The organism is Arthrobacter sp. TmtSoilC51 (assembly GCF_055388015.1).
On sequence record NZ_AP035877.1, the window covers coordinates 4,304,332 to 4,328,877 of the forward strand.

Sequence of the window (24,546 nt, forward strand, 5' to 3'; positions counted from 1 at the left end):
CAACCAGAGTTGCTCCGGTCACATTCGGCTGGTTCATAACGATCTCCGGAAAGCCATGTACACAAGCTGAAATCATGCGCTACTCTCGAATGAGTTCGTGGCGTACGTCACGTAACCTGAGAGCAGCAGGCAGGGTCGTAATGAGCTGGCATCAATGGATGCCGGCTCTTTTTTGTTGGGTCGGCTCCACCAGAAACGCGGTGGAAACACGCGCTTAATTTCATTGATGGAACGTAGGTTCCACCTCACAGAAGTTGGGATATGACCATGAGCAACAACATCGTCCTCGGCGAAAACCAGTACGGCAAAGCGGAAGTCCGCGTCGTCAAAGTCACTCGGGATACTGACCGCCACCACATTGAAGACTTGAACGTCACCTCGCAGCTTCGTGGCGATTTCCAGGCGGCACACCTCGAAGGCGACAACGGCCACGTCGTTGCCACCGATACCCAGAAGAACACTGTGTACGCTTTTGCCCGTGACGGCATCGGCTCGCCGGAGTCCTTCCTCCTGCGCCTCGCGGACCACTTCACCAGCGAGTTCGAGTGGGTAACGGGCGGCCGTTGGGAAGCCGAGGCCTACAGCTGGGACCGTATCCAGGCCCACGGAGAGGGACACGACCACAGCTTCGTCCGCAACGGACAAGAGGTACGTACCGCCGTCGTAGTCCGTGATGGCGCCACCACCCACGTGATTTCCGGCCTCAAGGACCTGACCGTCCTGAAGACCACGCAGTCCGGTTTTGTCGGCTACCCGCGCGATAAGTACACCACCCTGCCGGAAACCACGGACCGCATCCTTGCCACGGACGTCTCTGCACGCTGGCGCTACAACACCAACGTCGACTTGGCTGGCACGGACTTCAACAAGAGCTACGAGGACATCAAGGCCCTTCTGCTGGAAGGCTTCACGGAGAACTACTCCCACGCCCTGCAGCAGACGCTGTTCGACATGGGCAAAAAGGTCCTGGAAGCACACAGCGAAGTGGACGAGATCAAGTTCTCCATGCCCAACAAGCACCACTTCCTGGTTGACCTGAGCCCGTTCGGCCTGGACAACCCCAACGAGGTCTTCTTCGCCGCGGACCGCCCGTACGGCCTCATCGAAGCAACCGTCCAGCGCGAAAACACCACGGCTGCACCCGTTGCCTGGAGCGGCATCGCCGGCTTCTGCTAAGCACCACCCGTAACCAATAGCTGTGTGCAGGCCAGCCCTCAACAACCCGAAGAGGATCCTGGCCTGCACACACCCAACCCCAAAAACCCCAAGATTTTGTTAGCCAGACACAGTTAGCCAGACGAAGACGTCTGCCATGAACCCAGAAAGTCTGCCATGAACACGAAGAAGAAATCCCGCACTGCGGATACCACCCCTTCGCAGAAGCATCAGCCAGAACGCCCCGAGGACAAGCGCCTCTCCATCGGAAGCACGTTCGCTTACGGCTTCCAGCACGTCCTCACCATGTACGGCGGAATCATTGCCCCGCCGCTGATTATCGGCGCTGCCGCGGGCATGTCCTCGCAGGACATCGGCCTCCTCATCGCAGCCTGCTTGTTCGTTGGCGGCCTCGCCACCATCCTCCAGACGGTTGGCATCCCGTTCTTCGGATCGCAATTGCCGCTGGTCCAAGGCGTGTCTTTCGCGGGTGTCTCAACAATGGTCGCGATCGTCCAGGGTGGCGGGGGCATCCAGGCGGTCTTCGGTTCGGTCATTGTGGCCTCCCTGATCGGCCTGGCCATTACTCCCCTCTTCTCCAAAATCATCAAGTTCTTCCCGCCCGTGGTCACCGGAACGGTCATCACCACCATTGGCCTGACACTGATGCCTGTGGCCGCCAACTGGGCCATGGGCGGAAACGCCAAGGCCGGGAACTACGGCAGCGTGGCAAACATCGGCCTGGCCGCGGCCACCATGGGCGTAGTCCTGCTCCTGAGCAAAGTTGGCAACGCCGCCATCTCACGCCTCTCCATCCTGCTGGCCATGGTCATCGGCACCATCATCGCGTTCGTTGCCGGAATGGCAGACTTCTCCAAGGTTGGCCAGGGCGACATCGTCGCGTTCCCCACACCCTTCGCCTTCGGTGCTCCTACGTTTGAAATCGCAGCGATCATCTCCATGCTGATCGTCATCCTGGTGACCCTCACCGAGACGTCTGCGGACATCATCGCCGTCGGCGAGATCGTGGACACCAAAGTCGACTCCCGCCGCATCGGCGATGGCCTCCGCGCAGATATGCTCTCCAGCGCCATCTCGCCGCTCTTCAACTCGTTCACGCAAAGCGCCTTTGCCCAGAACGTCGGACTCGTGGCGATCACGGGCATCAAGAGCCGCTTCGTTGTCAGCGCCGGCGGCCTCATCCTCGTGATCCTCGGCCTCCTGCCGGTGCTGGGCCGAGTGGTCGCAGCGGTTCCGACGCCCGTCCTGGGCGGTGCCGGCGTCGTGCTTTTCGGAACGGTGGCGGCCAGCGGCATCCGTACCCTGGCCAAGGTTGAGTACAAGAACAACATGAACCTGATCATCGTTGCCGCATCGATCGGCTTCGGCATGATCCCCATCGCTGCCCCGAAGTTCTACGACCAGTTCCCATCCTGGTTCTCCACGATCTTCCACTCAGGCATCAGCTCCGCGGCAGTCATGGCGATCCTGCTGAACATCCTGTTCAACCACTTCAAGGCAGGCAACACGGACAACCAGTCAGTGTTCGTCGCCGGCACGGACCGCATCGTCAGCGAGGAGGACATCAAGTGCCTGGCCGATGGCGACCGCTTCGAGAACGGCAAGCTGATCGACGCTGAAGGCAAGGAAGTCCCGCTCAAGACGTCCAGCGCCTCAGAGCACTAGCACCCTTCCGCAACGATAACGGGCGGCAGTGTTTCCTTGGGGGACACTGCCGCTCTTTGCGCCCCTGTGCAGAACCTACGACGGCGGCACTGCGCCGAGATGACAAAAGATGGCAATGTTTCTGGGAAACATTGCCTGTGGAGTCTCATGACTTAATGGACACTTCTGTCTCAGGACATCGTGGACAGTGTGTCTCGGGACATCGTGGGCACTTGTGCGGGTTTTGCTCGTTCCATGAGCGAACTCAAACCCGATATGAAGGTCCGGTATCTTGTCGCCTCGTGGCCTGAGGAGAGTCCTCGAGGTGCCGTGGCAGCCTTCTGCCGCGAGCACAACGTCTCACGGTCTTGGTTCTATAAGGTCAGGGCCGCTGCGGTGTCGGGTGGGCCGGCACAAGCGATGGCTATGCGTTCGACCAAGCCACGTACCAGCCCTAACGCTACTCCCGCAGGGGTCACCGCGTTGGCTTTGCATGTGAGGGAAGCGTTGGAGGCCCAAGGCCATGACCATGGGCCTTTGAGCGTTCAGGCAAGGATGCGCCGGGACGGTGTGGAACCGCCGTCCCGGGCAACGCTTGCCCGGCTCTTTACCAAGGCCGGCATGGTGGTTCCGGAGCCGCGGAAGAAGCCTCGAAGCGCTTACCGCCGGTTCGTATATCCCGCACCGAACTGTTGCTGGCAGATCGACGCCACGGAATGGCAGCTGGAAAACGGGCGGAAGGTTGTGATTTTCCAGCTCATTGATGATCATTCACGCTTGGCCTTGGCGTCACTGGTTGCGGCCGGAGAAACGAGCGAAGCGGCCCTGCGGGTGGTCAAACATGCCATCAGTAAACACGGGGTTCCCCGGAAGTTTCTCTCCGACAACGGCATGGCCCTGAACCCCACACGCAGGGGACGAAGCGGGGCATTGGTGGACTACCTGAGATCTCTCGGAGTCGAACCGATCACGGGCAAGCCCTACAAGCCCACCACCCAGGGCAAGAACGAACGATTCCACCGCACACTGCACCGGTTTCTGCACAAGCAAAAACCGGCTTCAACGATCAAGGATCTTCAAGCCCAGGTCGACACCTTCGACCACTACTACAACACCGAGCGTGAACATCAGGCACTGCCGGCCCGAATGACTCCCCAACAGGCTTGGGAAGCCACCGAGAAAGTGCCCGCCCCCTCGGTCCCCGTGATCTCTGAGATCAAAACCCAGATCCGGCGAACCGTACGAAGAACCGTCAGCCGCCTGGGCGTCGTCACGGTCGTGGGCACGCACTTCCAAGTAGGCAGAGACCGCGCCGGAGAAACAATCCACATCCTCTACGACGCACAACGCATCATGTTCTTCGACGGGCACGGAACCGAAATCATTTCCCATCCGCGCCCGCCAAGAGGAACCAAATACATAGGCAACAACAAACCCCGCGGCTTCATGGCGAACCAAGTGTCCACGACGTCATGAGACATACAGTGTCCACGAAGTCCTGAGACTCGAAGTGTCCTCAATGTCCTGAGACATGACACTGGGAAACATTGCCATCAAATGCCAACTCGGCGGGGAGGGTAGGACCTAGTTCTGGTTCAGCTCCGCAGAGATCGCCAGTGCAGCTTCGCGAAGCATGGGCACGGCCCGGTCCGCGAAGCTTTGGTCCACGCGGGTAATCGGTCCGGAGACAGAGATAGCTGTAGGAGTGGGAGCGTTGGGCACCGCCATGGCGAAGCAACGTACGCCGAGCTCCTGCTCTTCCTCGTCAATGGAGTAGCCGCGCTCCCGGATCAGCTTGAGGTCCGCCAGCAGGGAGTCGATGTCGCCGATGCTCTTGGCCGTGGGCGTGGGCATGCCGGTGCGGGCTACGATGCCGCGGACGACGTCGTCGTCGAGCTGGGCGAGGATGGCCTTGCCCACGCCGGTATCGTGCGTGTGGGCGCGGCGGCCGACCTCGGTGAACATGCGCATGGAGTGCATTGATGGGACCTGGGCAACGTAGATGACCATGTCCGAATCGAGGACGGCCATGTTGGAGGTCTCGCCCAGTCGCTCCACGAGGGTCTTCAGCTGAGGACGCGCCACAGCACCGAGCTGCTTGCTGGCACCTTCGCCGAGCCGGATGAGCCGCGGCCCCAGGGCGTAGCGGCGGTTTGGCAGCTGGCGGATGTAGCCGAGGGATACCAAGGTGCGCAGCAGGCGGTGGATGGTGGGCAAGGGCAGGTCAGTGGATGACGATAGCTCGCTGAGAGTGACGTCGCCGCCCGCATCCGTGATCAGTTCCAACAGTTCAAAGACGCGCTCAACGGACTGCACGCCTCCGGAGGCTTTTTCAGCCATTCCCTTGTCTCCAATGACTCAGATTCCGACAACTCTTATCCGCATCGTGAAAAGAATTGCTTAGAACACCCAAGATACAGCACGTTAGCCCCACGCGCGACGACACCGAAGATGACCGAGCAAGGGGTTGTGTTTCCACTTTGTAGATAATAATATCCATAATACGAAAACATTCAGTTTGGAACGGCGGCCCGGGAACGGGCCTAACAGGAGGAATTTCAATGGCGAATCCGAGCCCCGGAAACTCGATTACCCTGCGCGTCGCCGCACCGTCCAGCTTTACCGCAACCAGCGAACTTGCTGCCGCAGTAGGCGCGGCCGGCGCTGCTATCACTGCGCTGGACGTCACCGAATCCCACCACGACACCTTGGTTGTGGACGTCACCTGCAACACCACGGACGATGCCCACGCAGCCCGCGTGAAGGACGCCCTGAACGCCCTCGAAGGCGTCACCGTCCAGCACGTCTCGGACCGGACCTTCCTCATGCACCTGGGCGGCAAGCTCGAGGTCGTCCCCAAAGTAGCCCTGCGCAACCGTGACGACCTGTCCCGCGCCTACACGCCCGGCGTCGCGCGCGTCTGCTTGGCGATCGCCGAAGACCCCGCCGCTGCCCGCAACCTGACGGTCAAGCGCAATACGATCGCTGTCCTCACCGACGGCTCGGCTGTCCTGGGCCTGGGCAACATCGGTCCGGCCGCGGCCCTCCCGGTCATGGAAGGCAAGGCCGCACTGTTCAAGCAATTCGCCAACGTTGACGCCTGGCCGGTCTGCCTGGACACGCAGGACACCGAAGAAATCATTATGATCGCCAAGGCCATGGCCCCCGTCTACGGCGGCATCAACCTGGAAGATATCGCCGCCCCACGCTGCTTCGAGATCGAGAACCGCCTCCGGGAAGAACTCGACATTCCGGTGTTCCACGATGACCAGCACGGCACCGCAATCGTCACCCTCGCCGCATTGGTCAACGCCCTGCGCGTAGTGGACAAGAAGCTCTCCGAGGTCAAGATCGTTGTCTCGGGCGTCGGCGCTGCCGGCTCCGCCATCATCCAGCTCCTCAAGGCCCAGGGCGCGCAGCACATCATCGCCGCCGGTCGCTCGGGCGCCATCCACTCGGGCGAGAAGTACGACGACGAGCACCGCTCCTGGATTGCCGCGAACACCAACGAAGAAGGCTTCTCCGGCACCCTGCACGACGCCCTCAAGGGAGCGGACGTGTTCATCGGCGTCAGCGCCCCGCACGTGATCGGCGAAGAGCAGGTTGCTTCGATGGCCGAGAACGCGATCGTGTTCGCCATGGCCAACCCGACGCCGGAAATCGATCCCGTCATCGCATCCAAGCACGCAGCCGTGGTTGCCACCGGACGCAGTGATTTCCCCAACCAGATCAACAACGTCCTGGCCTTCCCGGGCTTCTTCCGGGGACTCCTGGACGCCGGAGCATCGGACATCACGCCGGACATGCTGGTGGCCGCCGCCGAGGCAATTGCCAACCGGGTGGCTGACGATGAGCTGAACGCGAGTTACATTATCCCCAGCGTCTTCGATCCCCATGTTGCCGCCGATGTGGCTAGTGCCGTAGCAGCAGCCGCGCACGCCAACGCCGCCAGCGCACTCTAGAAAAGGACACCGCCAAATGGCTATCACTGTCACTGATCCCCGGCCGATCGATCGCGCCGAGGAAATCCTCACCCCCAAGGCACTGGGCTTCATCGAAGAACTGCACAAGCGGTTCGCCGGCACCCGCGCCGAGCTGCTGGAGGCCCGCAAGGCCAAGCGCGACGGCGTTGCCCGCACCAGCCGTTTGGACTTCCTCCCGGAGACCCAGGAAATCCGCGACGGCGACTGGAAGGTCGCCGAGGCACCCGCGGCCCTGCAGGACCGCCGCGTGGAGATGACCGGTCCGGCAACCCCCGCCAAGATGGCCATCAACGCGCTGAACTCCGGTGCCAAGGTATGGCTCGCTGACCTCGAAGACGCCAGCACGCCCACGTGGCCCAACGTCATCGATGCGATCCTCAACCTTCGCGACGCAGCCCAGGGAACTTTGAGCTACACCTCGCCCGAAGGCAAGGAGTACCGCCTGCGGACCGACGCTCCTCTGGCCGTTGTTGTGGCCCGCCCGCGCGGCTGGCACATGGAAGAACGTCACCTGCTGATCGACGGCGAACCCGCCGTAGGTGCGCTGGTGGACTTTGGCCTGCACTTCTTCCACATCGCCAAGCAGCTGCTCCTCAACGGCCACGGCCCGTACTACTACCTGCCCAAGATGGAAAGCCACCTTGAGGCCCGCCTCTGGAACGACGTCTTTGTGTTCGCCCAGGATTTCCTTGGCATCCCGCAGGGCAGCATCCGCGCCACCGTGCTGATCGAGACCATCCCGGCTGCGTTCGAGATGGACGAGATCCTGTACGAACTGCGCGATCACGCCTCGGGCCTGAACGCCGGCCGCTGGGACTACCTCTTCAGCATCATCAAGTACTTCCGTGATGCAGGCGAAGAGTTCGTCCTCCCGGACCGCGCATCCGTTGCCATGACGGCGCCGTTCATGCGCGCCTACACCGAGCTGCTGGTCAAGACCTGCCACAAGCGCGGTGCATTCGCCATGGGTGGCATGGCCGCCGTCATCCCCAACCGCAAGCAGCCCGACGTTACGGCCGCCGCCTTCGACAAGGTCCGCGCCGACAAGACGCGCGAGGCCAACGACGGCTTCGACGGTTCCTGGGTTGCGCACCCGGACCTCGTTTCCACGTGCCGCGAGGTGTTCGATTCCGTCCTCGGTGACCCTGCCAACGGCGGAAAGCCCAACCAGATCGACAAGCAGCGCCCCGAGGTGAACGTCACCGCGGAGCAGTTGATCGACGTCGCCTCCGCCGACGGCCAAGTCACCGAAGCCGGCCTGCGACTGAACCTTTACGTCGCCGTCGCGTACACCGGCGTCTGGATCTCCGGCAGCGGTGCCGTGGCCATCCACAACCTGATGGAGGACGCTGCGACGGCGGAAATCTCCCGTTCGCAGGTCTGGCAGCAGATCCGCAACAAGTCGGTCCTGGCCGACACCGGCAACACCGTGACCCGCGAACTCGTCAGCCGCATCCTGGGCGAAGAGACTGAGCGCCTGCGCATCGAGTTCGGCGACGAGCAGTTCAAGTCCTACTATGAGCCGGCGTCCAAGCTGATCGAGGACATTTGCCTCTCCGACGACTACACGGACTTCCTTACCACTCCCGCGTATGAGCTGGTGGGCTGAGATGGGTTCCTTTACCCCGGAGGACCTCGCCAGCATTGATTCACAGCTCGCCGCCACCGACCAGTTGCTGGACCGCAACTACCCCGGTGACGACGGCTCGCGCCAGCCCATCCACACGGTGTACGTGCCCGCCGACCGCTTCACACCTACCTTGGCTGCCGAGTGGGGCGCCCAGGCACTCGCGACGGCGGAGGCGCACGGCGGCCTGGAAAAGCTCGGCCAGCTATTGGGCCAGGAGCCGGACCTGGCGGCCGCTGTTGCAGCCCGCGTCGCCGCGAAGCTGGCTTCGGAGCCGATCGAGGACCTGCGGTTGGACTTCGAGGACGGCTATGGCGATCGCGGCGATGAGGCAGAAGACGCCGACGCCGTTGCTGCCGCCGAGACTGTTGCCGCCGCGGTTGCGGCTGGGACTGCTCCGCCATTCATCGGCATCCGCTTCAAGTGCTTCGAAGCAGCCACCCGTGCCCGCGGCCTGCGGACCCTGGATCTGTTCGTCTCCACGCTTGCCGCTGCTGGTGAGCTCCCGGCCGGACTGATCCTCACGCTGCCCAAGGTCACAACGGTTGCGCAGGTGCAGGCCATGGACTTCGCAGTGTCCCGTCTTGAGGAAGTCCACGGTCTTCCCGCCGGCAGGCTCCGCTTCGAGGTCCAGGTGGAGACGCCGCAGCTCATTCTGGGCGCCGACGGATCGTCTCCCGTGGCACAACTCCCCCACGCCGTTCCTGGTCGCATCAGCGCATTGCACTACGGCACCTACGACTACAGTGCATCTCTGGGAATCTCTGCGGAGTACCAGTCCATGGAGCACCCTGTGGCCGACTTTGCCAAGGAAGTCATGCAGCTCGCGGTGGCCGGCACCGGCATCCGCCTTTCCGACGGTTCCACCAACATCATCCCCGTGGGCGATGGCGTTGAGGACGCTTGGAAGCTCCATGGGCGCTTGGTGCGTCGTTCCCTCGAGAACGGCTACTACCAGGGTTGGGACCTGCACGCCGCCCAACTGCCCAGCCGCTTCTCGGCGTCGTACGCCTTCTATCGCGAGGGCCTGCCCGCCGCGGCACTCCGCCTCCGCAACTACGTGGAACGCACCGAAGGCGGCGTCATGGACGAACCCGCCACTGCGCGTGCACTCGCTGGCTTCGTCCTTCGCGGCGTCCAGTGCGGCGCAGTTGGGACCGACGAGGTCAAGGCGCTTGCCGGCGTCGAACTTTCCCAGCTGACCGCACTGGCGCACCCGCGGCTGGCACAACCTACTTCCCACTGATGAGGAGCATTCGATGAGCAAGTACTACTACCCTCAGGGCGGCCTGCCGCCGCAGACCCACCTCACCACGGAACGGGCCATCGTCACCGAGGCTTACACGGTGATCCCCAAGGGTGTCATGACGGATATCGTCACCAGCAACCTGCCGGGTTTCTCCAACACGCGTTCGTGGATCATCGCGCGGCCGATCTCCGGCTTTGCCACGACGTTCTCGCAACTGATCGTCGAGATCGGCCCCGGCGGCGGGGCTCCCAAGGCCGAGTTCGAGGCAGGCGTTGAAGGCGTCATCTTCGTGACCAAGGGCCAGGTGAACCTCACCCTCGACGGCGAACTGCACCATCTCGAGGAGGGCGGCTACGCCTACCTGGCCGCCGGCTCCGAGTGGGGCGTGGAGAACGTCTCCGACGACATCGTCTCCTTCCATTGGATCCGGAAGGCGTACGAGCGGCTTGAGGGTTACGAAGCCAAGTCCTTCGTGACCAACGAGAAGGACATTGAGCCCACCGCTATGCCCGACACGGACGGCGCTTGGAAGACCACCCGCTTCACGGACTCCAGCGACCTCGCCCACGACATGCAGGTCAACATCGTCACGTTCCAGCCCGGCGGTGTGATTCCGTTCCCGGAAACCCACGTCATGGAGCACGGCCTGTACGTCCTCGAGGGCAAGGCAATGTACCTGCTCAACAACGACTGGGTGGAAGTGGAAGCCGGCGACTTCATGTGGCTGCGCGCGTTCTGCCCACAGGCCTGCTACGCGGGTGGTCCGGGCGAGTTCCGTTACCTGCTGTACAAGGACATGAACCGCCAGGTGAAGCTCACCTAGTCTTTGCTGCCCACGCCGAGATCGCCGGAAAGCTCCTGATTCGCTGGAGCTAACCGGCGATTTCGCGTTTCTGCGGCGAACTCAGCGGCGGCGGCCGACGGTGTGCCCCGCCCAAAACGCGAGGATGAGAAGGCCCAGAACCGCCACGGCCAGCCCGAACTGCGTCCCTTGGCTGATAAATGCCGTGCCATTTGCCACGAATGTTTGATTGCTCAGTGGCGCATAGGAAAACCAGCCGATGGGTTCGTCTTTGCCGTTCCACGCCACGACCAGCCCAACGATCACGGCGATCAGCCCCAGCATGGGCACGACGACGGCCGCCAGTTTCCGTGAAGGCCTCGGTGGGCGTTGTCCCCCAAGTGTATTGTTGTCCCCCATGCGGGCGAGTCTAGCCTGCGCGCCCACCCAACTAAGGGACAGCAACTTCTGTGGCCATGGTTCACTGTGGCATTGGCGGTATGGCCGCGACAAGCGAGTTCGCTGGAAAGCTGCGAAATCGCCGGAGCCTTCCCTGCGCTTTGGCACGTTTCCCACGAGCTCGGCGCAGGGGCCCCTGGCCGCCAGACGCCTTGCCGAAACAACCGCCGTCGAAATCATCCAACCGATCCCCAGTGCCTGCCGACTGCTGCTCGCGGAGCTGCCACAGGAAAGTTAGGCCCCACCAACAAGGCCCGACGGCGGGACGCAAGTTCCGCCGTCGGGCACCCCCGCACGAGGTAGCCCACCTCCGCAAGCCCGCCCCGCAAACTTGATGGGAAATTGAGCCAAACAAACACAGTCCTTGATTTTGCCGCGCCACGCTGGAAGCAGACGAAGCACCAATATAAAGGGGCTTCGGCAACGAATAACCAGCATGAATCACAATGATGTGGGGGAACCAATGGAACAGGCATCAGCGCCAACGGAGGTGATCGCCGTCAAGGGCATCATCCAGGACCAGCACCCCGTGGACTTCCACGCACTGGGGGTCGCAGGATGCATCGACAGGCTTGCCGCGCCGCTTCGACGCTCCGGCGTGACCGTCTACTGGCACACACCCCACCACGGCATCGAGATCTCGTCCGCATCCGCCGCGCTGCTCTACCACGTGGCCCAGGAGACGTTCAGCAATACCCTCAACTACGCGGAAGCCAGCGAACTCACCATCCGCCTCAACGCCGTCTACCACGGCATCCAACTCACCATCATGGACAACGGCAAGGGTTTCGAGATCCACGCCGCCCCCAGTGGCCGCCGGCACGGCTTCGGCCTGCTGCTGATGTCCATAGCAGTACACGACGCCGGCGGGACCGTCGAGATCGACTCCGAAGTTGGGCGGGGCACCAGTGTGAGGGTCACGCTGCCGCTGGATTGAGTCCAATTTGGGACCTTTTTGGGGCCCCAACCCATGGATCGGTGGCGTCCTCAGACGTATTCTGTAGCTACTTTTCAGCCTGACATCTCGACGGAATGGCACGAAATGGCGCGGAACAAGGGTCCACGGTTAGGTCTGGGCAAGGTCCTCCTGAGGATCTTCGCGTTTTTCTTCGTGAGCATCCTCAGCGGGGTGCTGATCTGCGGTTTCATGGTGCCAGTGGTTCAGTTCACCAGCACTACCATGGGGGGTTCCATCGGTTTTTACGAGAGCCTGCCCAGCCAACTAGACGTTGATTCGCCGTCCCTTTCCAGCACTGTGGTCACTGCAGACGGCCAGCACATCGCCACGTTTTATGCAGAGAACCGCGTGAAGGTACCACTGGACCAAATGTCGCCCTTCATTCGTCAGGCGATCGTGGCCATCGAAGACAGTCGCTTTTACGAGCATCCGGGAGTGGATGCGCAAGGAATCATCCGGGCGCTGACGTCCAACATGACCAAGGGGACCCGGCAGGGCGCGTCGACCCTGACCCAGCAATATGTCACCAACGTGCTGAACGAGTCCCGCCTCTCGCAAGGGCGGCCCGAGGACGTGGTGCTCAGCGGGGACAAGACCATGGGTGACAAGCTGCGCGAGATCAAACTGGCCCTGGAGCTCGAGAAGCGCTTCAGCAAAGACCAAATTCTTGAGGGATACCTGAACATCGTGTTCTTTAACCGGAACGCATATGGCATCGAAGCCGCTTCACGCTATTTCTTCAGCACCTCAGCGAAGGACCTCACCTTGCCACAGGCCGCGCTTTTGGCAGGCCTGGTGAACGGGCCCAGCGTCTATGACCCCACAACCTCGCCGGAATCAGCGTTCGCCCGGCGCAACATCGTGCTGGACCGGATGCTGGAACAGGGCAAGATCACCCAGGCAGATCATGACGCGGCAGTCGCCACACCGGTCGAGCTGAAAATTACTCCGTCCCTCCAAGGCTGTGCAGGGGCCTCCATCGCCACGTACTTCTGCGACTACGTGTCCCACCTGATCCTCAACAATGAAGCCTACGGCGCAACCGTGGAGGACCGCGAACGGCTCCTGTACCGGGGCGGGCTCACTATCACCACCACGTTGGACAGCCGGTTGCAGGCAGCGGCCCAAGTACAAGTGGATGCCTCAGCCGGCGCAAACCCGGACAAGTGGGGCGCTGCCATGACCACGGTGCAGCCGGGCACGGGCAAGATCCTGTCCATGGCCCAAAACACGGTGTTCGTTCCGCAGGACGGGAAGTTCGATACCCAACTGAACTTCAGCGTGGATGCGAAGGACGAAAACGGCAATGACCTCAATGGTGCAGGCGGGTTCCAACCCGGTTCCACCATGAAGCCGTTCATCTTCGCGGAGTGGCTCAACGAGGGCAAGTCGCCCACTGCCGTGGTGGATGCTTCCCGCCGGGTCTACCCGGTTGGCTTCCCGTGGCGTTCGAGCTGTGGGAAGGTGCTGGGTGGATACAGCACCGCGCAGAAGGCGCAGAACCTTGGCGCGGACGATGACCTGCAGAACAACGATGAGGGCTACTACCGCCCCATGCCCATTAACTACGGCCTCTATAACTCGATCAACACCGCCACATTCGCCACTGCAGCCCAGTTGGATTTCTGCGGCATCCAGAAAATGGTGGACGCGGTTGGTTTGCACAGCGGCCTGGACAACGCCCCGATCAACATGCACCAGATCGGCAACCTCCTTGGGTCCATCGGCGTCGCACCCGTGGTCCTGGCGAGCGCCTACGCAACGTTCGCCAACGATGGCACCTACTGCAAGCCCATCGCCATCACCGATATCAGCGACTCACAAGGCAGGAAATATCCGGCCCAAACTCCCGAATGCAAGGAGACTGTGAAACCAGCCGTGGCCCGAGGGGTTACCGCAGTGCTTCAGGACGTGCTCAAGCTGGGATCCGGCGTCTACATCGAACCCAAGGTACAGAACCAGGTCCCCGTAGCGGCCAAGACAGGTACCTCCAACAACAACGGAGCAACATGGGTGGCTGGCTTCACCACCCGGCTCGCCACGGCCTCATTCTTTGGGGATACGACGGCGGGACAACAGCGGGCGGGACAGAACGTCACCATCAACGGCAAGTTCTACAAGTCATTGGACGGCTACATGATCGCCGGCCCGCAGTGGGCGAACTACATGATGCAGGCGACCGCCCTCTACCCGAGCGGTGCCTTCAACCCACCCGCGCCCCCGCCGGCGCCGGGTCCGAGCACGTCACCCGCAGCGCCGCGCTAAGTTCTGCACTGCGGGGCCCGGTCTGCGCGCTATTCCGCCTAGCCCAGCTGACGGAAAGACTTGGAAAGCCAGCCATTCCTCCCGCAGACTGGGCCTGTGAAGCCCTTCCTTCTGTTGGCGACCCGCGCTGAAGACGCAGCAGCGGATGACGAGTACCAGGCCTACCTCCGGTACTGCGGGCTCCGGACTGAGGAACTGGTCCGCGTCAGGATGGAGGCGGCACCATTGCCAGCCGTTGAGTTAGCCGATTACTCCGGTGTGATTGTGGGCGGCAGTCCTTACACCTCCAGTGACCCTGCGGAGGAGAAGAGCCAGGCCCAGCTTCGCGTCGAAGCTGAACTCTCAGCGCTCCTGGATCGCATCGTGGCCGAGGACTTCCCCTTCCTGGGTGCCTGCTACGGCGTTGGAACCTTGGGTGTTCATCAGGGAGCCATCATCGACCGTCGCTACGGGGAACCGGTCGGTGCAACGGAGATTAAACTGACCGCAGACGGGGAGCGCGATCCCCTGCTCAAAGGCCTGCCTCATACCTTCGAAGCATTCGTTGGACATAAGGAAGCCTGCAGCCAACTGCCGGAGAACGCTGTGTTGCTCGCGAGTTCCGCAGCCTGCCCTGTGCACATGTTCCGAATCAAGAAGAATCTCTACGCCACACAGTTCCACCCGGAACTGGATGTCGATGGTCTTATCACCAGGATTAATATCTACAAGAACGCAGGGTATTTTCCCCCGCATGCTGCCGATGAGCTCATCGAAACCGCCAGGCATGCCTCTGTGACGGAACCCATGCGGGTGCTGAGGAATTTCACGGAACTCTACGCTCGCTAGGGGTCTTGCGGGGCCTGCTCTGCGCCCCACGAGGGGGTTTCTATCAGAGCCTCCCTCGCGCTGCCATCGCTGGGTAGCGTTGTGGTTACTCACGCACATGCCCCGCACGTGATTCATCCATGAGGAGCAATCTTTTGAAGCAGGACCCTTTGGCGGTCGAAGCCCAGGTACACGCGTCACCACATGAAGCAAAGACCAAGCCAACCCCGGCGAAAACCCGGGCGGCGAGCAAGATTCCGTGGGGCGGCCTTTTGGTGCTTGCCGCCGCGGGCTTTACGGCTGTCACCACAGAACTGCTTCCCTCTGGACTGCTCCCACAGATCAGCCGGGATCTGGGTGTGGATGAATCGGCTGTAGGTTCCCTGACCGCAGCATATGCAGCCATCATCGTTTTCACAGCCCTTCCCCTATCCCGTCTCCTTGGTGGGCGGGTCCCGCGGAAGACCCTGTTGATGGGGACGGTGCTTGCCTTCGCGCTCAGCAACGTCTTGCTGGCTTTGAGCACGAATCTTGAAGTGGCCATCGCCGCAAGGCTTTTGGGCGGTATTGCCCATGGCATGTTGTGGTCGAGCATGGCGCCGTATGTAGCGCGCATCGTCCCGGCGCACTCAGTAGGCAAGTCCATGGCGGTGGTCTTCAGCGGGACCAGCATCGCGTTGGCTGTCGGGGCCCCGATCGGCACACTGATGGGAACCCTCATGACATGGCGGGTTTCCTTTGTGGTCCTGGCCGGGGTTGGTGTCCTACTGGCATTTTTGGCGCTCTGGCTGCTGCCGGCTGCGCACGATCCCGGCACGCACAAGACGCCGTCGATCCGGGCAGCCCTCAAGCTACCCGGTGTGATCGCCGTGGCCACCGCTTGGCCGCTCTTGTTGCTCGCACACTTCACACTCTTTACATATGTTGCCCCTTTCCTGCTCGCCTCCGGATTGCCCGAAGCCCTCACTGGCATTTCCCTGTCTGTGGTCGGGATCTCTGGCTTGGTCGGAATTTGGATCGCTGGCCTGACCGCCGATTCCCATCCACGGCGTTCGGTGATTATCGCCGTCGGGCTTCTTTTGCTTGCCTTCGCGCTGCTGCCGGTTCTGGGCGGCACGTGGGTGGGGGTCTTCGCGCTGATGGTTGCCTGGGGCGTTTCGTTCGGAGCGATCGGCATCTACAACCAGGCGGCAATCCTTCGCGCTGGCGGGGAGCACAAAGATGCAGCCAACGGACTCACCGTAGTGACCATTCAACTGGGGATCGCCGTCGGCGCCGGGTACGGTGCGTTGGCGCTGACCACTGTTGGCGCTCAGTTGGTGCCGCTGGCCGCAGCGCTGCCAACAGCAATAGCCTTGGCGATCATCATTTCCAGCAAGCGCGGCGGATACCCGGCAGGGCCACGCGAAAAATGACCACACGAGAAGCGCCGGTAACATCCCCGAAACATGCCAGTCACGTGATCTTCACGAACGTGGGGTTTCTGTAACTTACCCGCAACTTAGCTCTTCTGAGTCGGAAACATAGCTCACCGAATATTGATCGGGGGGAAGTGAGGGCCACGCAACACCGGGCCCGTTTCGGACAGGCTTGATCAGAAGGGAACGCAGTGGAGATCTCTGCGCAACACGTCTGGCTGATGTTGTCATCGGCAATGGTGCTTTTCATGACCCCGGGGCTCGGCCTTTTCTACGGCGGTATGACCCGTGCCAAGGCAGCCCTCAACATGATCATGATGAGCTTCATCTCGGCAGGCATCGTGGGCGTCGTATGGGTCCTGTGGGGTTACTCGATGACCACCGGCGACGGTTTCCTGCGCCTGTTCGGCAATCCCTTCGCCCACTTCGGCCTCCAGGACCTCATGGGTTCGCCCGATCTCCTCAAGGCAGGCTTCGCCGCGACCTTCGCTATCATCACGGTGGCCCTCATCAGCGGTGCCATCGCCGACCGCGCCAAGTTTGGCGCTTGGGCCCTCTTCGTTCCCATCTGGGTCACCGTGGTCTACTGCCCGCTGGCTTACATGGTCTGGGGCGGGGGCTTGATGAGCGCAGGTGGAGCCGTCACGCAGATCTTCGGCCAGGTGATCGACTTCGCAGGCGGTGCCGTAGTTGAAGTCAGTTCAGGTACCGCCGCCTTCGTCCTCGCATTGATCGTGGGAAAGCGTCACGGATTCGCCAAGGACCCCAACCACCGCCCTCACAACGTCCCCTTCATCATGATCGGCGCAGCACTCCTCTGGTTCGGCTGGTTTGGCTTCAACGGCGGTGCTGCAACCACAGTTGAGCAGGCAGGCCTGATCTGGATCAACACGCTGGTGGCTCCGGCCGCGGCGATGCTGAGCTGGCTCGTGACCGAGAAGGTCCGCCACGGACACCCGACATCGCTGGGTGCCGCCTCCGGCGTGGTCGCCGGCTTGGTCGCCATCACCCCTTCCTGCGCCAACATCACTCCTCTTGCGGCACTTGGCCTGGGACTCGTTGCTGGTGCGGCGTGTGCAGTGTTTGTGGACCTGAAGTACAAGTTCGGGTTCGACGATTCGCTGGACGTCGTGGGCGTGCACTTCGGCGCCGGTGTGATCGGCACGCTCTCCCTTGGCTTTGTTGCCTTCCCCACGGAAGGCGTGGCCGGCGGCCTCCTTTATGGCGGCGGCGTGCAGCAGCTGGTGGCTCAGACCGTTGCGGTGCTGCTCACCATCGCCCTATCAGGCCTGGGCACCCTGCTCATTGGCCGCGCTATCCACAAGACCATCGGCTTCCGCGTTGCCCACGAACACGAAGTCACCGGGGTGGACCTCACCCAGCATGCGGAGTCCGCCTACGAGTTCGGCCTCACTGCCCACGGCCACTTCCGCCAGCAGCAGGCGCACTTGTCGTCGCTGATCAAGGGTGGACGCAAGGAGTCGGAGCAGGCAAAGGAAGACAGCCTGGTCTAGCGGCACCACACAGCTAAACAGCAGACGACGGCGGCACCCACGTGCCGCCGTCGTCTGCTGTTCGTCGGGGCCCCGCCCAAGTAGGTAGCAGATGAGGGCCGTTTTGAGGGCTCAGAACGGCCCGACCTGCTACTTAGTTGGGTGAACCCGAGCCGTTCCAGAGGCGCTGCCACCAGCTCCGTTTCGCCTGCGGCTCGAGTTCTGGGTGTGACGGAGCGTACGCGGCCCTTCGTTCACGCCATAGATCAAGCTCAACGTCCACGTCGCGGAGCTTCGTGACCACCGGTGGGCCGCCCTGGAGCTGTCTCCGGGCCTCGATGACCCGCTGGTTGAAGTCCTCCAGGATGTCGCGAACCTGTTTCTCCGTGTACTGCTGGTCCAGCTTCGCGTCGAGTTCCGCGTCCTCGATGCGGAGCAGGATCGCCGGAGGACCAATCCCGCTCAGGCGCTCCCTCTGGATAAGGCCCTTCACCCACCAATCGGGGTCGTAGCTTTCCCCCAACCCCGGGATCGGTTTGCCGGCATACTTCAGGTTGTCGAACTTGCCTTGGGCCATAGCATCACGGATGAGGTATTCAACCCGGGCGGCGTCATCGACCTTCCGGCGCTTCTCGCGTTCTTCGGCTTCGGCAGCTTCAAGCTCCGCCTCTTCCCGGGCATTGCCGCCCGAGGCCCGTACCGCGCGCAATTCGGCGCCGCGCTCCAGCCGTCGCCGGAATGAACTGTTCTCGGTGTTCACGCCTCCCCCCCTTGCACGGCAGCCCTCGCCTGCCGGAAATCGTGGTTCTGCGTCCAGTATTCCGCAAACTCCCGGTGGCTGCGGAGCCAAAAACGTACTAAATCAGTTCCACGAAAATGTCCCACCCCGTGCCGATGGCGCCGCCGGCGAAGTAGCGGAGCAACTCGCCGTCGGGGTTGATGGCCAGGAGGTCGTTCCGGGGCTGTCGCACGCCGCCATTAACTGGCAGTTCAACATTGTGCGTATAGCTTCCAGCGCCGCTGATCCCGGACATCGCGCCCCAACCCGGGCCCAGTCGGGTCGGCGGGTACCAGCCAAGATGGCCGTTAGTGGGGTACTGGTGCAGGTAGCCAGCGCGATCCCGCCCGTAGAGATCCACCCAACCGTCACCGGTGACGTCCCCGGGAGCGATGATCGTGTCGAAGATCTGCCATCCATTGCCGGCTACGACACTTGGCAGCCAGCCGCCCTCGCCGTCGCCCGGGTAGAGCAGGAGCCTGCCGGCGGCGTCACGACCGAGGACGTCGTTGTTGCCGTCGGCGTTGAAGTCGCCGGGCCCGAGGACTGTATTAAAGATGTTCCAGCCCGTTCCGACCACTGACCGGGGAAGCCAGCCGCCGTCGCCGTCGCCCGGATACAGGTAGAGGACGCCACCCGCATCGCGTGCCAGGATGTCGTTATTGCCGTCCCCGTCAAAATCGCCGGGCGAGAACACAATGTTGAACACACCCCAACCCGTCCCGACCACACTGGGCTCGTCCCATTCAGACGTGTATCCCGGGCACGTTCCGGAACTGAAGCACCATCCGGGCTGGTACGTGTAGGTCCTCGGGTATAGGACCAATTCACCGGAAGCGGTGCGCCCTAGAAGCTCGAAATTGCCCCGGCCCGTCCAGCCCATGGCGCGGTTGGACGCTGCAATGGGTGCGGTTTCCTTGCTTCTCAGCTCTGCCTGGTCCGGGCACCCCTGCTTCTCGGGGGTCGTGGGGCGGACCCTGAAGGAAATGAAGGTCCCGCGGTCCTCGGGCACGAGCTTCAGCGTCTCCTCCTGCCGCTCTTCGGGCAGCGGAAGTCCGCTGCTGAGCCATTCGATGGTGTAGCCGTTGGGGGCGGATTCGGTCTTGTCGCACCCACCGAATTCGCCCGGCGCACCCATTATCAGCTCCGACCCGACAAAAGGCATCCCCAGCATAGGGACCACGCCCTCTGCCGAAATGAATCCTGCGGGCCCAACGGCGGACGCCGTCGCCGGGGCCGCCCCGTTGCCCGCCGACGACATCAACAGCAAGACTGCTGCTGCAGTTCTCCAAAGTTTTGGATTGCAATTTACCGCCATGGTTCCCCCTCCGCCCCGCGCTGCAGGACACCCTTCTTCAAGCTTTTCCAAGCCACGAATTCGCCCAAGCTACCACCAGTTTCCTGTTCCGTCTGCCGCCGAGTCGGTGTGCCAAGAAAGACGTACGACGACGGCGGGCGGCACCCGCCGTCGTCGTACGTCTTGGCTTTGATCAGCGCGGTTCAGGCAGCCGTGCGCCCGAACACCACCTTGTAGAGCAGCGCCGCGGCGGCGGCTCTGAATCTGTGCCTTCACGACCCCCTTTGAACGCCGAACAGCCCCGACACGCCGCAGGTAAACGGCGTGTCGGGGCCAGTGTCATCTCAAAGCAGGTCGTGAAGCAACACAGGCTACTGAACGGCCATGCTCGGGTCCAGTTGCTCGATGCCCTCAGGAGTCACAAGAACCACACGGGCCGTGCAAATGTCGTAGAACAAACCCGTTGCCTGCACTTGCCCGGCTGCCACGGCCGGCCCGGTGACTGGGTGCTCTTCGAGTTTCTGGAGCTGGACAGCGACATTCACCATGCTTAGCTGGTCGAGGCGGCTGTAGCCTTCAGCTTCGGCAGCAAGGGCTACCGGATGACCGTCCAACAGCGAGCGGTAGCTCGGCCGGGCGTGCCCCAACCAGGCATCGAATCCCCCACCCAAAGCTGCCGGCGCACCCTCAGCGTCGGCTATAACGGCCTTCATCGCGCCACAATTGGAGTGACCGCAGATCACGATCGAGTCCACGGACAAGCCCTTGACCGCGAATGCCAGTGTCGAGTCGATCGAGGCATCCCGGCCATCAGGGCACACTACGTTGCCAATATTCCGCAGTGTCAGAAGGTCGCCGGGTCCACTGCTGGTGATGAGGTTTGGGTTGACCCGCGAGTCGACGCACGCAACAAACAGTGTGTCCGGATTCTGCCCCTCGGTCAGATCCTGCACCAGCGGGCGAACCTTATCTGCGTAGCGTCGATGGTATTTGTCGATGCCAAGGAGGATCGACCGCAGCGGAAGCTGCCCGCCGTCGTCGTGCGCTTCCTGCTGGGCACCATCCAGAGGCGACGGCTGCCAGGAAGTCCTGGGCGGCAGGGGGAACTCGCGTGGATCCTGGCGCTGGGGCGTGTTGTCCGCGGCGTCTGTGAAAGCGGTGGTTCCATGTTCCTCCAGCACCACCGAGGCGCCGCTGGCGCGGTGTTGCGTCTGCCAGGCGACCAGCGCCTCGCGGAAAGCGTGATCGAGGTAATCGGCGTTGAGTTCAACCACCACGTCCTGGCCTTCGGGCACGGAGTGCAGGACGCGGTTCAGTCGGGGCAGGGCGAAGAAGCTGCAGGACCCTGCGATCGTAACGCGCCACGGGAGCTGCTCCCCGGCGGGAGGATGGGCGTGGATCTGGGCACGGAGTACCCGCCACAACACGCAGAGGGCCGCGAGTGCGAGGCCGATAATGACGCCTTCGAGCAGGTTGAGTACAACAACGCATGCCAGCGTGACCACGTAGACCAAGAGGTCGCCGGTGCGGAGACTGGTTTTGATGTCGGCGACCTTGATGAGCTTGGCGCCGATGACGAGCAACAGGCCCGCGAGCACGGACAAAGGAATCAGCTGGATGAGGCCAGCGAACAGTGCCGAGAACACCAGGACCCACACGCCGTGGAGGATGGCGGACGCCCGGCTCGCGGCGCCGGCCTCAACGTTGGTGGCGCTGCGGACGATCACGCCCGTCACCGGGAGGCCACCGAGCATTCCCGAAACCATGTTGGCCGAGCCTTGTCCGACGAGTTCCCGGTTGAGGTTGGTGCGCGTGCCTGCGTGCATTTTGTCCACCGCGACCGCGGACAGCAGCGATTCGATGCTTGCGATCAGGGCTACCGTGATGACTGCCATGGCGGCGGCACGCCAGTTGCCGTCGGGCAAGCTGGGCAGGGCAATGGCGTCGAACAGCGAACCGCTGAAGCTGATGCGCTCAACGCTGGGCGCAACTGCTGCAGACAAAGCGGTGATGGCGACGACCGCCGCCAGCGGGCCGGGAATCTTCCGCACTACAGTGGGCAGGTATTTCCAGGCAAGGAGGATGGCCACAACTGCCAAGCCCAGCAGGGCGGAATGCAGTTCGACGTTGGTGATGGCCGCTGGCAATGCGGTCAGGTTTTCGACGGCGGACCCAGCCGCCTGGCCACCGAGCAGCACATGCAACTGCTGCAGGATGATCGTGATGCCGATGCCAGCCAGCATCGCTTTGACCACCACCGGCGAAACTGCCAGCGCCGCCCGGCCTACCCGGCTAATACCCAGCAACAACTGCACGACGCCGGCGGCTGCGGTAATAGCGCAGGTCACCTGCCAGCCGAACTCGTCAACCAGACCGGCCACGACGACGGTCAGTCCGGCGGCAGGGCCGCTCACCTGCAGTGGGGAGCCGCCCAGGCTGCCCGCGACGATTCCTCCGATGGCTGCTGCGATGAGCCCGGCCATGACGGGTGCTCCGGAGGCAGCGGCGATACCGAGCGAGAGCGGAAGGGCAACGAGGAAGACGACGAGGGATGCGGGGAGGTCGGCGCTCAGGTTGCTGAGGAAGTTGGGCTTGGTTGCTTTGCCCGGGCTTCCGGGCGGGTTCTTGCCCGGCGGGCTGTGGGAGTCGGTGGAGATGGACGCGGAGTCGTTCGACTGTGGCACTTGGTTTTCCTTTGGCTCGGAAATGCTGACCCCTCCAGCCTAGGAATGCTGTCACGTGCAATGACAAGATGATGTGATTCTTGTGACAAAACTTGTGAATAGGCGGCGTCATGTGGGGACCAATGGGAACTTCTGCAGGGGTGCCGGGCGTTAGGGAGTTCCGCCCCTACCTCCCCAAAGATGTGGGATCCGGTATGCAGGCCTTGGCCGGCATACATTGAGGCAACGCAGTTCGCGCTTCTGATGCTCGCAGGGTGCCTAGCCCGCCAACGCCTTCTCCACCGCAGCGATCGCAGCAGCCGTAATCGATTCCCGCTCGCCGGAACCGTCCACCGTCAGCAGGATTCCACGCTGCGAGTAGGCGGTGACCACGGGCCGGGTTTCGTCCCGATACAGCTCGAGCCTGCGCTGGATGACCGTCTCTGTGTCGTCGCTGCGGCCCTGTTCCTTGGCACGCCTGAGCATCCGGTCAACGAGTTCCTCGTCAGCAACGGTCAGCTCGATGACAGCGTCAAGCTGCTCCCGTCTGGCAGCCAGCATTTCATCGAGCGCGCCGATCTGGATGACTGTACGCGGGTATCCATCCAACAGGCACCCAGCATTCGCGTCCGGTTCAGCCAGCCGCTCCCGGAGCATCGAAATGGTGATCGAATCCGGGACGAACTCACCGTTGTCCATGTATTTGCCGGCCTCGATTCCTAGCTCCGTTTGCTTGCCGACGTGGGCCCGGAAGAGGTCTCCGGTGGAGATGGCGGGAATGTTGAAGTGCCGTGCGATGTGCTCCGCTTGGGTGCCCTTGCCAGAGCCAGGAGGTCCCATGATGATCAGCCGCGCCATGTCACTGTCCGTTCGCGAAGGGCCCGCGCGCTCCAGCGCGCGTGGGACTGAGCATAGCAACGGGCGCGGCGCAGCGGCAGTGTCAGCAGGAACCTAACAGCAAGCCGACGACGGCGGGAGCCTCCCGCCGTCGTCGGCTTTGGTTTGTACTCGGTACGGGAGTCAGGCGTTGGCCGGCTCCGCAAGGAGTGCGTCGACCTGGCCGATCGCTTGCCGCAGGCCTTCCTCCATGCCCATGTCCAACATCTTCTGAAGCTGTTCTTCAGAGTCAAAGCGCGTGGACATGGTCATGCGGGTGCGGCTGCCAACGGGCTCGAGTTTGACGGTGGCGTGAGCGGCTCCATGCTCGTGCAAGGGGGTGCCCTGTTCGTCGGCAAATCCGTAGTCGAATTCGAGGTGGTCCGGGGCGTTGATGGTAGTGAACTGCCACCAGCCGTGGGCCTTTGTGCCGTCGGGCACCGTCATGTAATAAGCAGCCTCGCCTCCGGGGGTGAAATCGTGGGTTTCGAACGTGGCCGGCACGGTAGGCGGCCCCCACCACCGTTCGAGCTGGCGCGGATCCTCCCAGATTTTCCAAACGCGCTGGACGTCGGCGTCGAACTCGGCAACGACGGTAAGGCTCAGCGCCTCGGCATTCTTGTCCACGCTGACCACGGTCATGGCAGATCCCTTCCTAATCTTCAGAGAGAATTTCGGCGATCCGGTGGGCACGTTCCCGCCAGATCATTTCGTATTGATCCAGCAGACGCCGGGCTTTTTGCAGTCCATCATGATTCCCCCGCACGATCTGCTCCCTCCCTCGCCTCTCCTTTGCCACAAGGGAGGCCCGTTCCAGGACCGCGACATGCTTCTGTACGGCCGCGAAACTCATGGCGTAGAGCGCGGACAAGCCGGAGACCGAATACTCCCCGGCCGTCACTCGGGTCAAAATGTCCCGGCGCGTGGCATCTGCCAAGGCTTGGAACAGGCGGTCAAGCTGGACGTCTTTTTCGGGCACCGAACTGAGCTGATCTACAACCATTTGGTTGTACGATATCGCCGGAGAAGGGGACTGTCAACGATTTCCGGCTACGGGACCCCCAGATCGCGA

General features: G+C 62.5%; 20 protein-coding genes. 12 read left to right on the forward strand and 8 right to left on the reverse strand.

What is annotated here, in order from left to right; translation table 11 throughout:
- The first annotated feature begins 261 nt into the window (after positions 1 to 261).
- The 3 genes from pucL (at position 262) to ACZ5G6_RS19615 (ending at position 4,296) form a co-directional block, all read left to right on the forward strand.
- On the forward strand, positions 262 to 1,176 hold the full coding sequence (gene pucL, locus ACZ5G6_RS19605; RefSeq protein ID WP_223934482.1) for a factor-independent urate hydroxylase: 915 nt from the start codon (positions 262 to 264) through the stop codon (positions 1,174 to 1,176).
- Positions 1,177 to 1,332: 156 nt separating this feature from the next.
- The gene (locus tag ACZ5G6_RS19610; protein ID WP_223934483.1) at positions 1,333 to 2,841 is read left to right on the forward strand and encodes a nucleobase:cation symporter-2 family protein; all 1,509 of its coding nucleotides are present in this window, start codon (positions 1,333 to 1,335) and stop codon (positions 2,839 to 2,841) included.
- Between the two features lie 234 nt (positions 2,842 to 3,075).
- Complete coding sequence (locus ACZ5G6_RS19615; RefSeq protein ID WP_223933130.1) at positions 3,076 to 4,296, forward strand: integrase core domain-containing protein; 1,221 nt, start codon at positions 3,076 to 3,078, stop codon at positions 4,294 to 4,296.
- A gap of 108 nt (positions 4,297 to 4,404) precedes the next feature.
- On the opposite strand, the gene ACZ5G6_RS19620 is transcribed toward ACZ5G6_RS19615, so the two are convergent.
- The gene (locus ACZ5G6_RS19620; RefSeq protein ID WP_223934484.1) at positions 4,405 to 5,160 is read right to left on the reverse strand and encodes an IclR family transcriptional regulator; all 756 of its coding nucleotides are present in this window, start codon (positions 5,158 to 5,160) and stop codon (positions 4,405 to 4,407) included.
- Between the two features lie 221 nt (positions 5,161 to 5,381).
- Between ACZ5G6_RS19620 and ACZ5G6_RS19625 the strand changes: the two genes are divergently transcribed.
- The 4 genes from ACZ5G6_RS19625 to ACZ5G6_RS19640 are packed head-to-tail and all read left to right on the forward strand — an operon-like array spanning position 5,382 to position 10,502.
- Positions 5,382 to 6,782, forward strand: coding sequence for an NAD-dependent malic enzyme (locus ACZ5G6_RS19625; RefSeq protein ID WP_223934485.1), 1,401 nt, complete (start codon positions 5,382 to 5,384; stop codon positions 6,780 to 6,782).
- A gap of 16 nt (positions 6,783 to 6,798) precedes the next feature.
- Positions 6,799 to 8,412, forward strand: coding sequence for a malate synthase A (aceB, locus tag ACZ5G6_RS19630; RefSeq protein WP_498687457.1), 1,614 nt, complete (start codon positions 6,799 to 6,801; stop codon positions 8,410 to 8,412).
- Position 8,413: 1 nt separating this feature from the next.
- On the forward strand, positions 8,414 to 9,676 hold the full coding sequence (locus ACZ5G6_RS19635; RefSeq protein ID WP_498687459.1) for a DUF6986 family protein: 1,263 nt from the start codon (positions 8,414 to 8,416) through the stop codon (positions 9,674 to 9,676).
- 13 nt (positions 9,677 to 9,689) lie between these two features.
- Positions 9,690 to 10,502: a bifunctional allantoicase/(S)-ureidoglycine aminohydrolase gene (locus tag ACZ5G6_RS19640; RefSeq protein WP_223934488.1), complete on the forward strand. Its 813-nt coding sequence runs from the start codon at positions 9,690 to 9,692 to the stop codon at positions 10,500 to 10,502.
- A gap of 81 nt (positions 10,503 to 10,583) precedes the next feature.
- Here ACZ5G6_RS19640 and ACZ5G6_RS19645 read toward each other — a convergent pair whose 3' ends face one another.
- The gene (locus ACZ5G6_RS19645) at positions 10,584 to 10,880 is read right to left on the reverse strand and encodes a hypothetical protein (protein WP_498687462.1); all 297 of its coding nucleotides are present in this window, start codon (positions 10,878 to 10,880) and stop codon (positions 10,584 to 10,586) included.
- 475 nt (positions 10,881 to 11,355) lie between these two features.
- On the opposite strand from ACZ5G6_RS19645, the gene ACZ5G6_RS19650 reads away from it, so the two are divergent.
- The 5 genes from ACZ5G6_RS19650 to ACZ5G6_RS19670 all read left to right on the forward strand — a co-directional run bounded on the left by ACZ5G6_RS19650 (position 11,356) and on the right by ACZ5G6_RS19670 (position 17,881).
- Positions 11,356 to 11,856: a sensor histidine kinase gene (locus ACZ5G6_RS19650; RefSeq protein WP_498687463.1), complete on the forward strand. Its 501-nt coding sequence runs from the start codon at positions 11,356 to 11,358 to the stop codon at positions 11,854 to 11,856.
- A 105-nt stretch (positions 11,857 to 11,961) separates the two neighbouring features.
- Positions 11,962 to 14,142 (forward strand): transglycosylase domain-containing protein, encoded by a 2,181-nt coding sequence (locus ACZ5G6_RS19655; protein WP_498687466.1) that lies wholly within the window; start codon positions 11,962 to 11,964, stop codon positions 14,140 to 14,142.
- A 96-nt stretch (positions 14,143 to 14,238) separates the two neighbouring features.
- Positions 14,239 to 14,970: a glutamine amidotransferase gene (locus ACZ5G6_RS19660; RefSeq protein ID WP_498687468.1), complete on the forward strand. Its 732-nt coding sequence runs from the start codon at positions 14,239 to 14,241 to the stop codon at positions 14,968 to 14,970.
- Positions 14,971 to 15,104: 134 nt separating this feature from the next.
- Positions 15,105 to 16,364, forward strand: coding sequence for an MFS transporter (locus ACZ5G6_RS19665; protein WP_498687470.1), 1,260 nt, complete (start codon positions 15,105 to 15,107; stop codon positions 16,362 to 16,364).
- Between the two features lie 194 nt (positions 16,365 to 16,558).
- Positions 16,559 to 17,881 (forward strand): ammonium transporter, encoded by a 1,323-nt coding sequence (locus ACZ5G6_RS19670; protein ID WP_498687472.1) that lies wholly within the window; start codon positions 16,559 to 16,561, stop codon positions 17,879 to 17,881.
- 133 nt (positions 17,882 to 18,014) lie between these two features.
- Here ACZ5G6_RS19670 and ACZ5G6_RS19675 read toward each other — a convergent pair whose 3' ends face one another.
- From ACZ5G6_RS19675 to ACZ5G6_RS19700, 6 genes are all read right to left on the reverse strand, one after another.
- Positions 18,015 to 18,620 carry a DnaJ family domain-containing protein gene (locus tag ACZ5G6_RS19675; RefSeq protein WP_498687474.1) on the reverse strand — a complete coding sequence of 202 codons (606 nt, stop codon included), beginning with the start codon at positions 18,618 to 18,620 and terminating at the stop codon, positions 18,015 to 18,017.
- 97 nt (positions 18,621 to 18,717) lie between these two features.
- A complete protein-coding gene (locus tag ACZ5G6_RS19680) occupies positions 18,718 to 19,776 on the reverse strand; it encodes an FG-GAP repeat domain-containing protein (protein ID WP_498687476.1) in 1,059 nt (352 codons plus the stop codon).
- Positions 19,777 to 20,306: 530 nt separating this feature from the next.
- Entirely contained in the window at positions 20,307 to 22,619 is a 2,313-nt protein-coding gene (locus ACZ5G6_RS19685) for a SulP family inorganic anion transporter (RefSeq protein WP_498687478.1), read from the reverse strand.
- Positions 22,620 to 22,877: 258 nt separating this feature from the next.
- Positions 22,878 to 23,456, reverse strand: coding sequence for an adenylate kinase (locus ACZ5G6_RS19690; RefSeq protein ID WP_223934496.1), 579 nt, complete (start codon positions 23,454 to 23,456; stop codon positions 22,878 to 22,880).
- Between the two features lie 162 nt (positions 23,457 to 23,618).
- A complete protein-coding gene (locus ACZ5G6_RS19695) occupies positions 23,619 to 24,116 on the reverse strand; it encodes an SRPBCC family protein (protein ID WP_498687480.1) in 498 nt (165 codons plus the stop codon).
- Between the two features lie 13 nt (positions 24,117 to 24,129).
- Positions 24,130 to 24,477, reverse strand: a complete 348-nt coding sequence (locus ACZ5G6_RS19700; RefSeq protein WP_498687482.1) for an ArsR/SmtB family transcription factor — start codon at positions 24,475 to 24,477, stop codon at positions 24,130 to 24,132.
- Positions 24,478 to 24,546 lie beyond the last annotated feature (69 nt).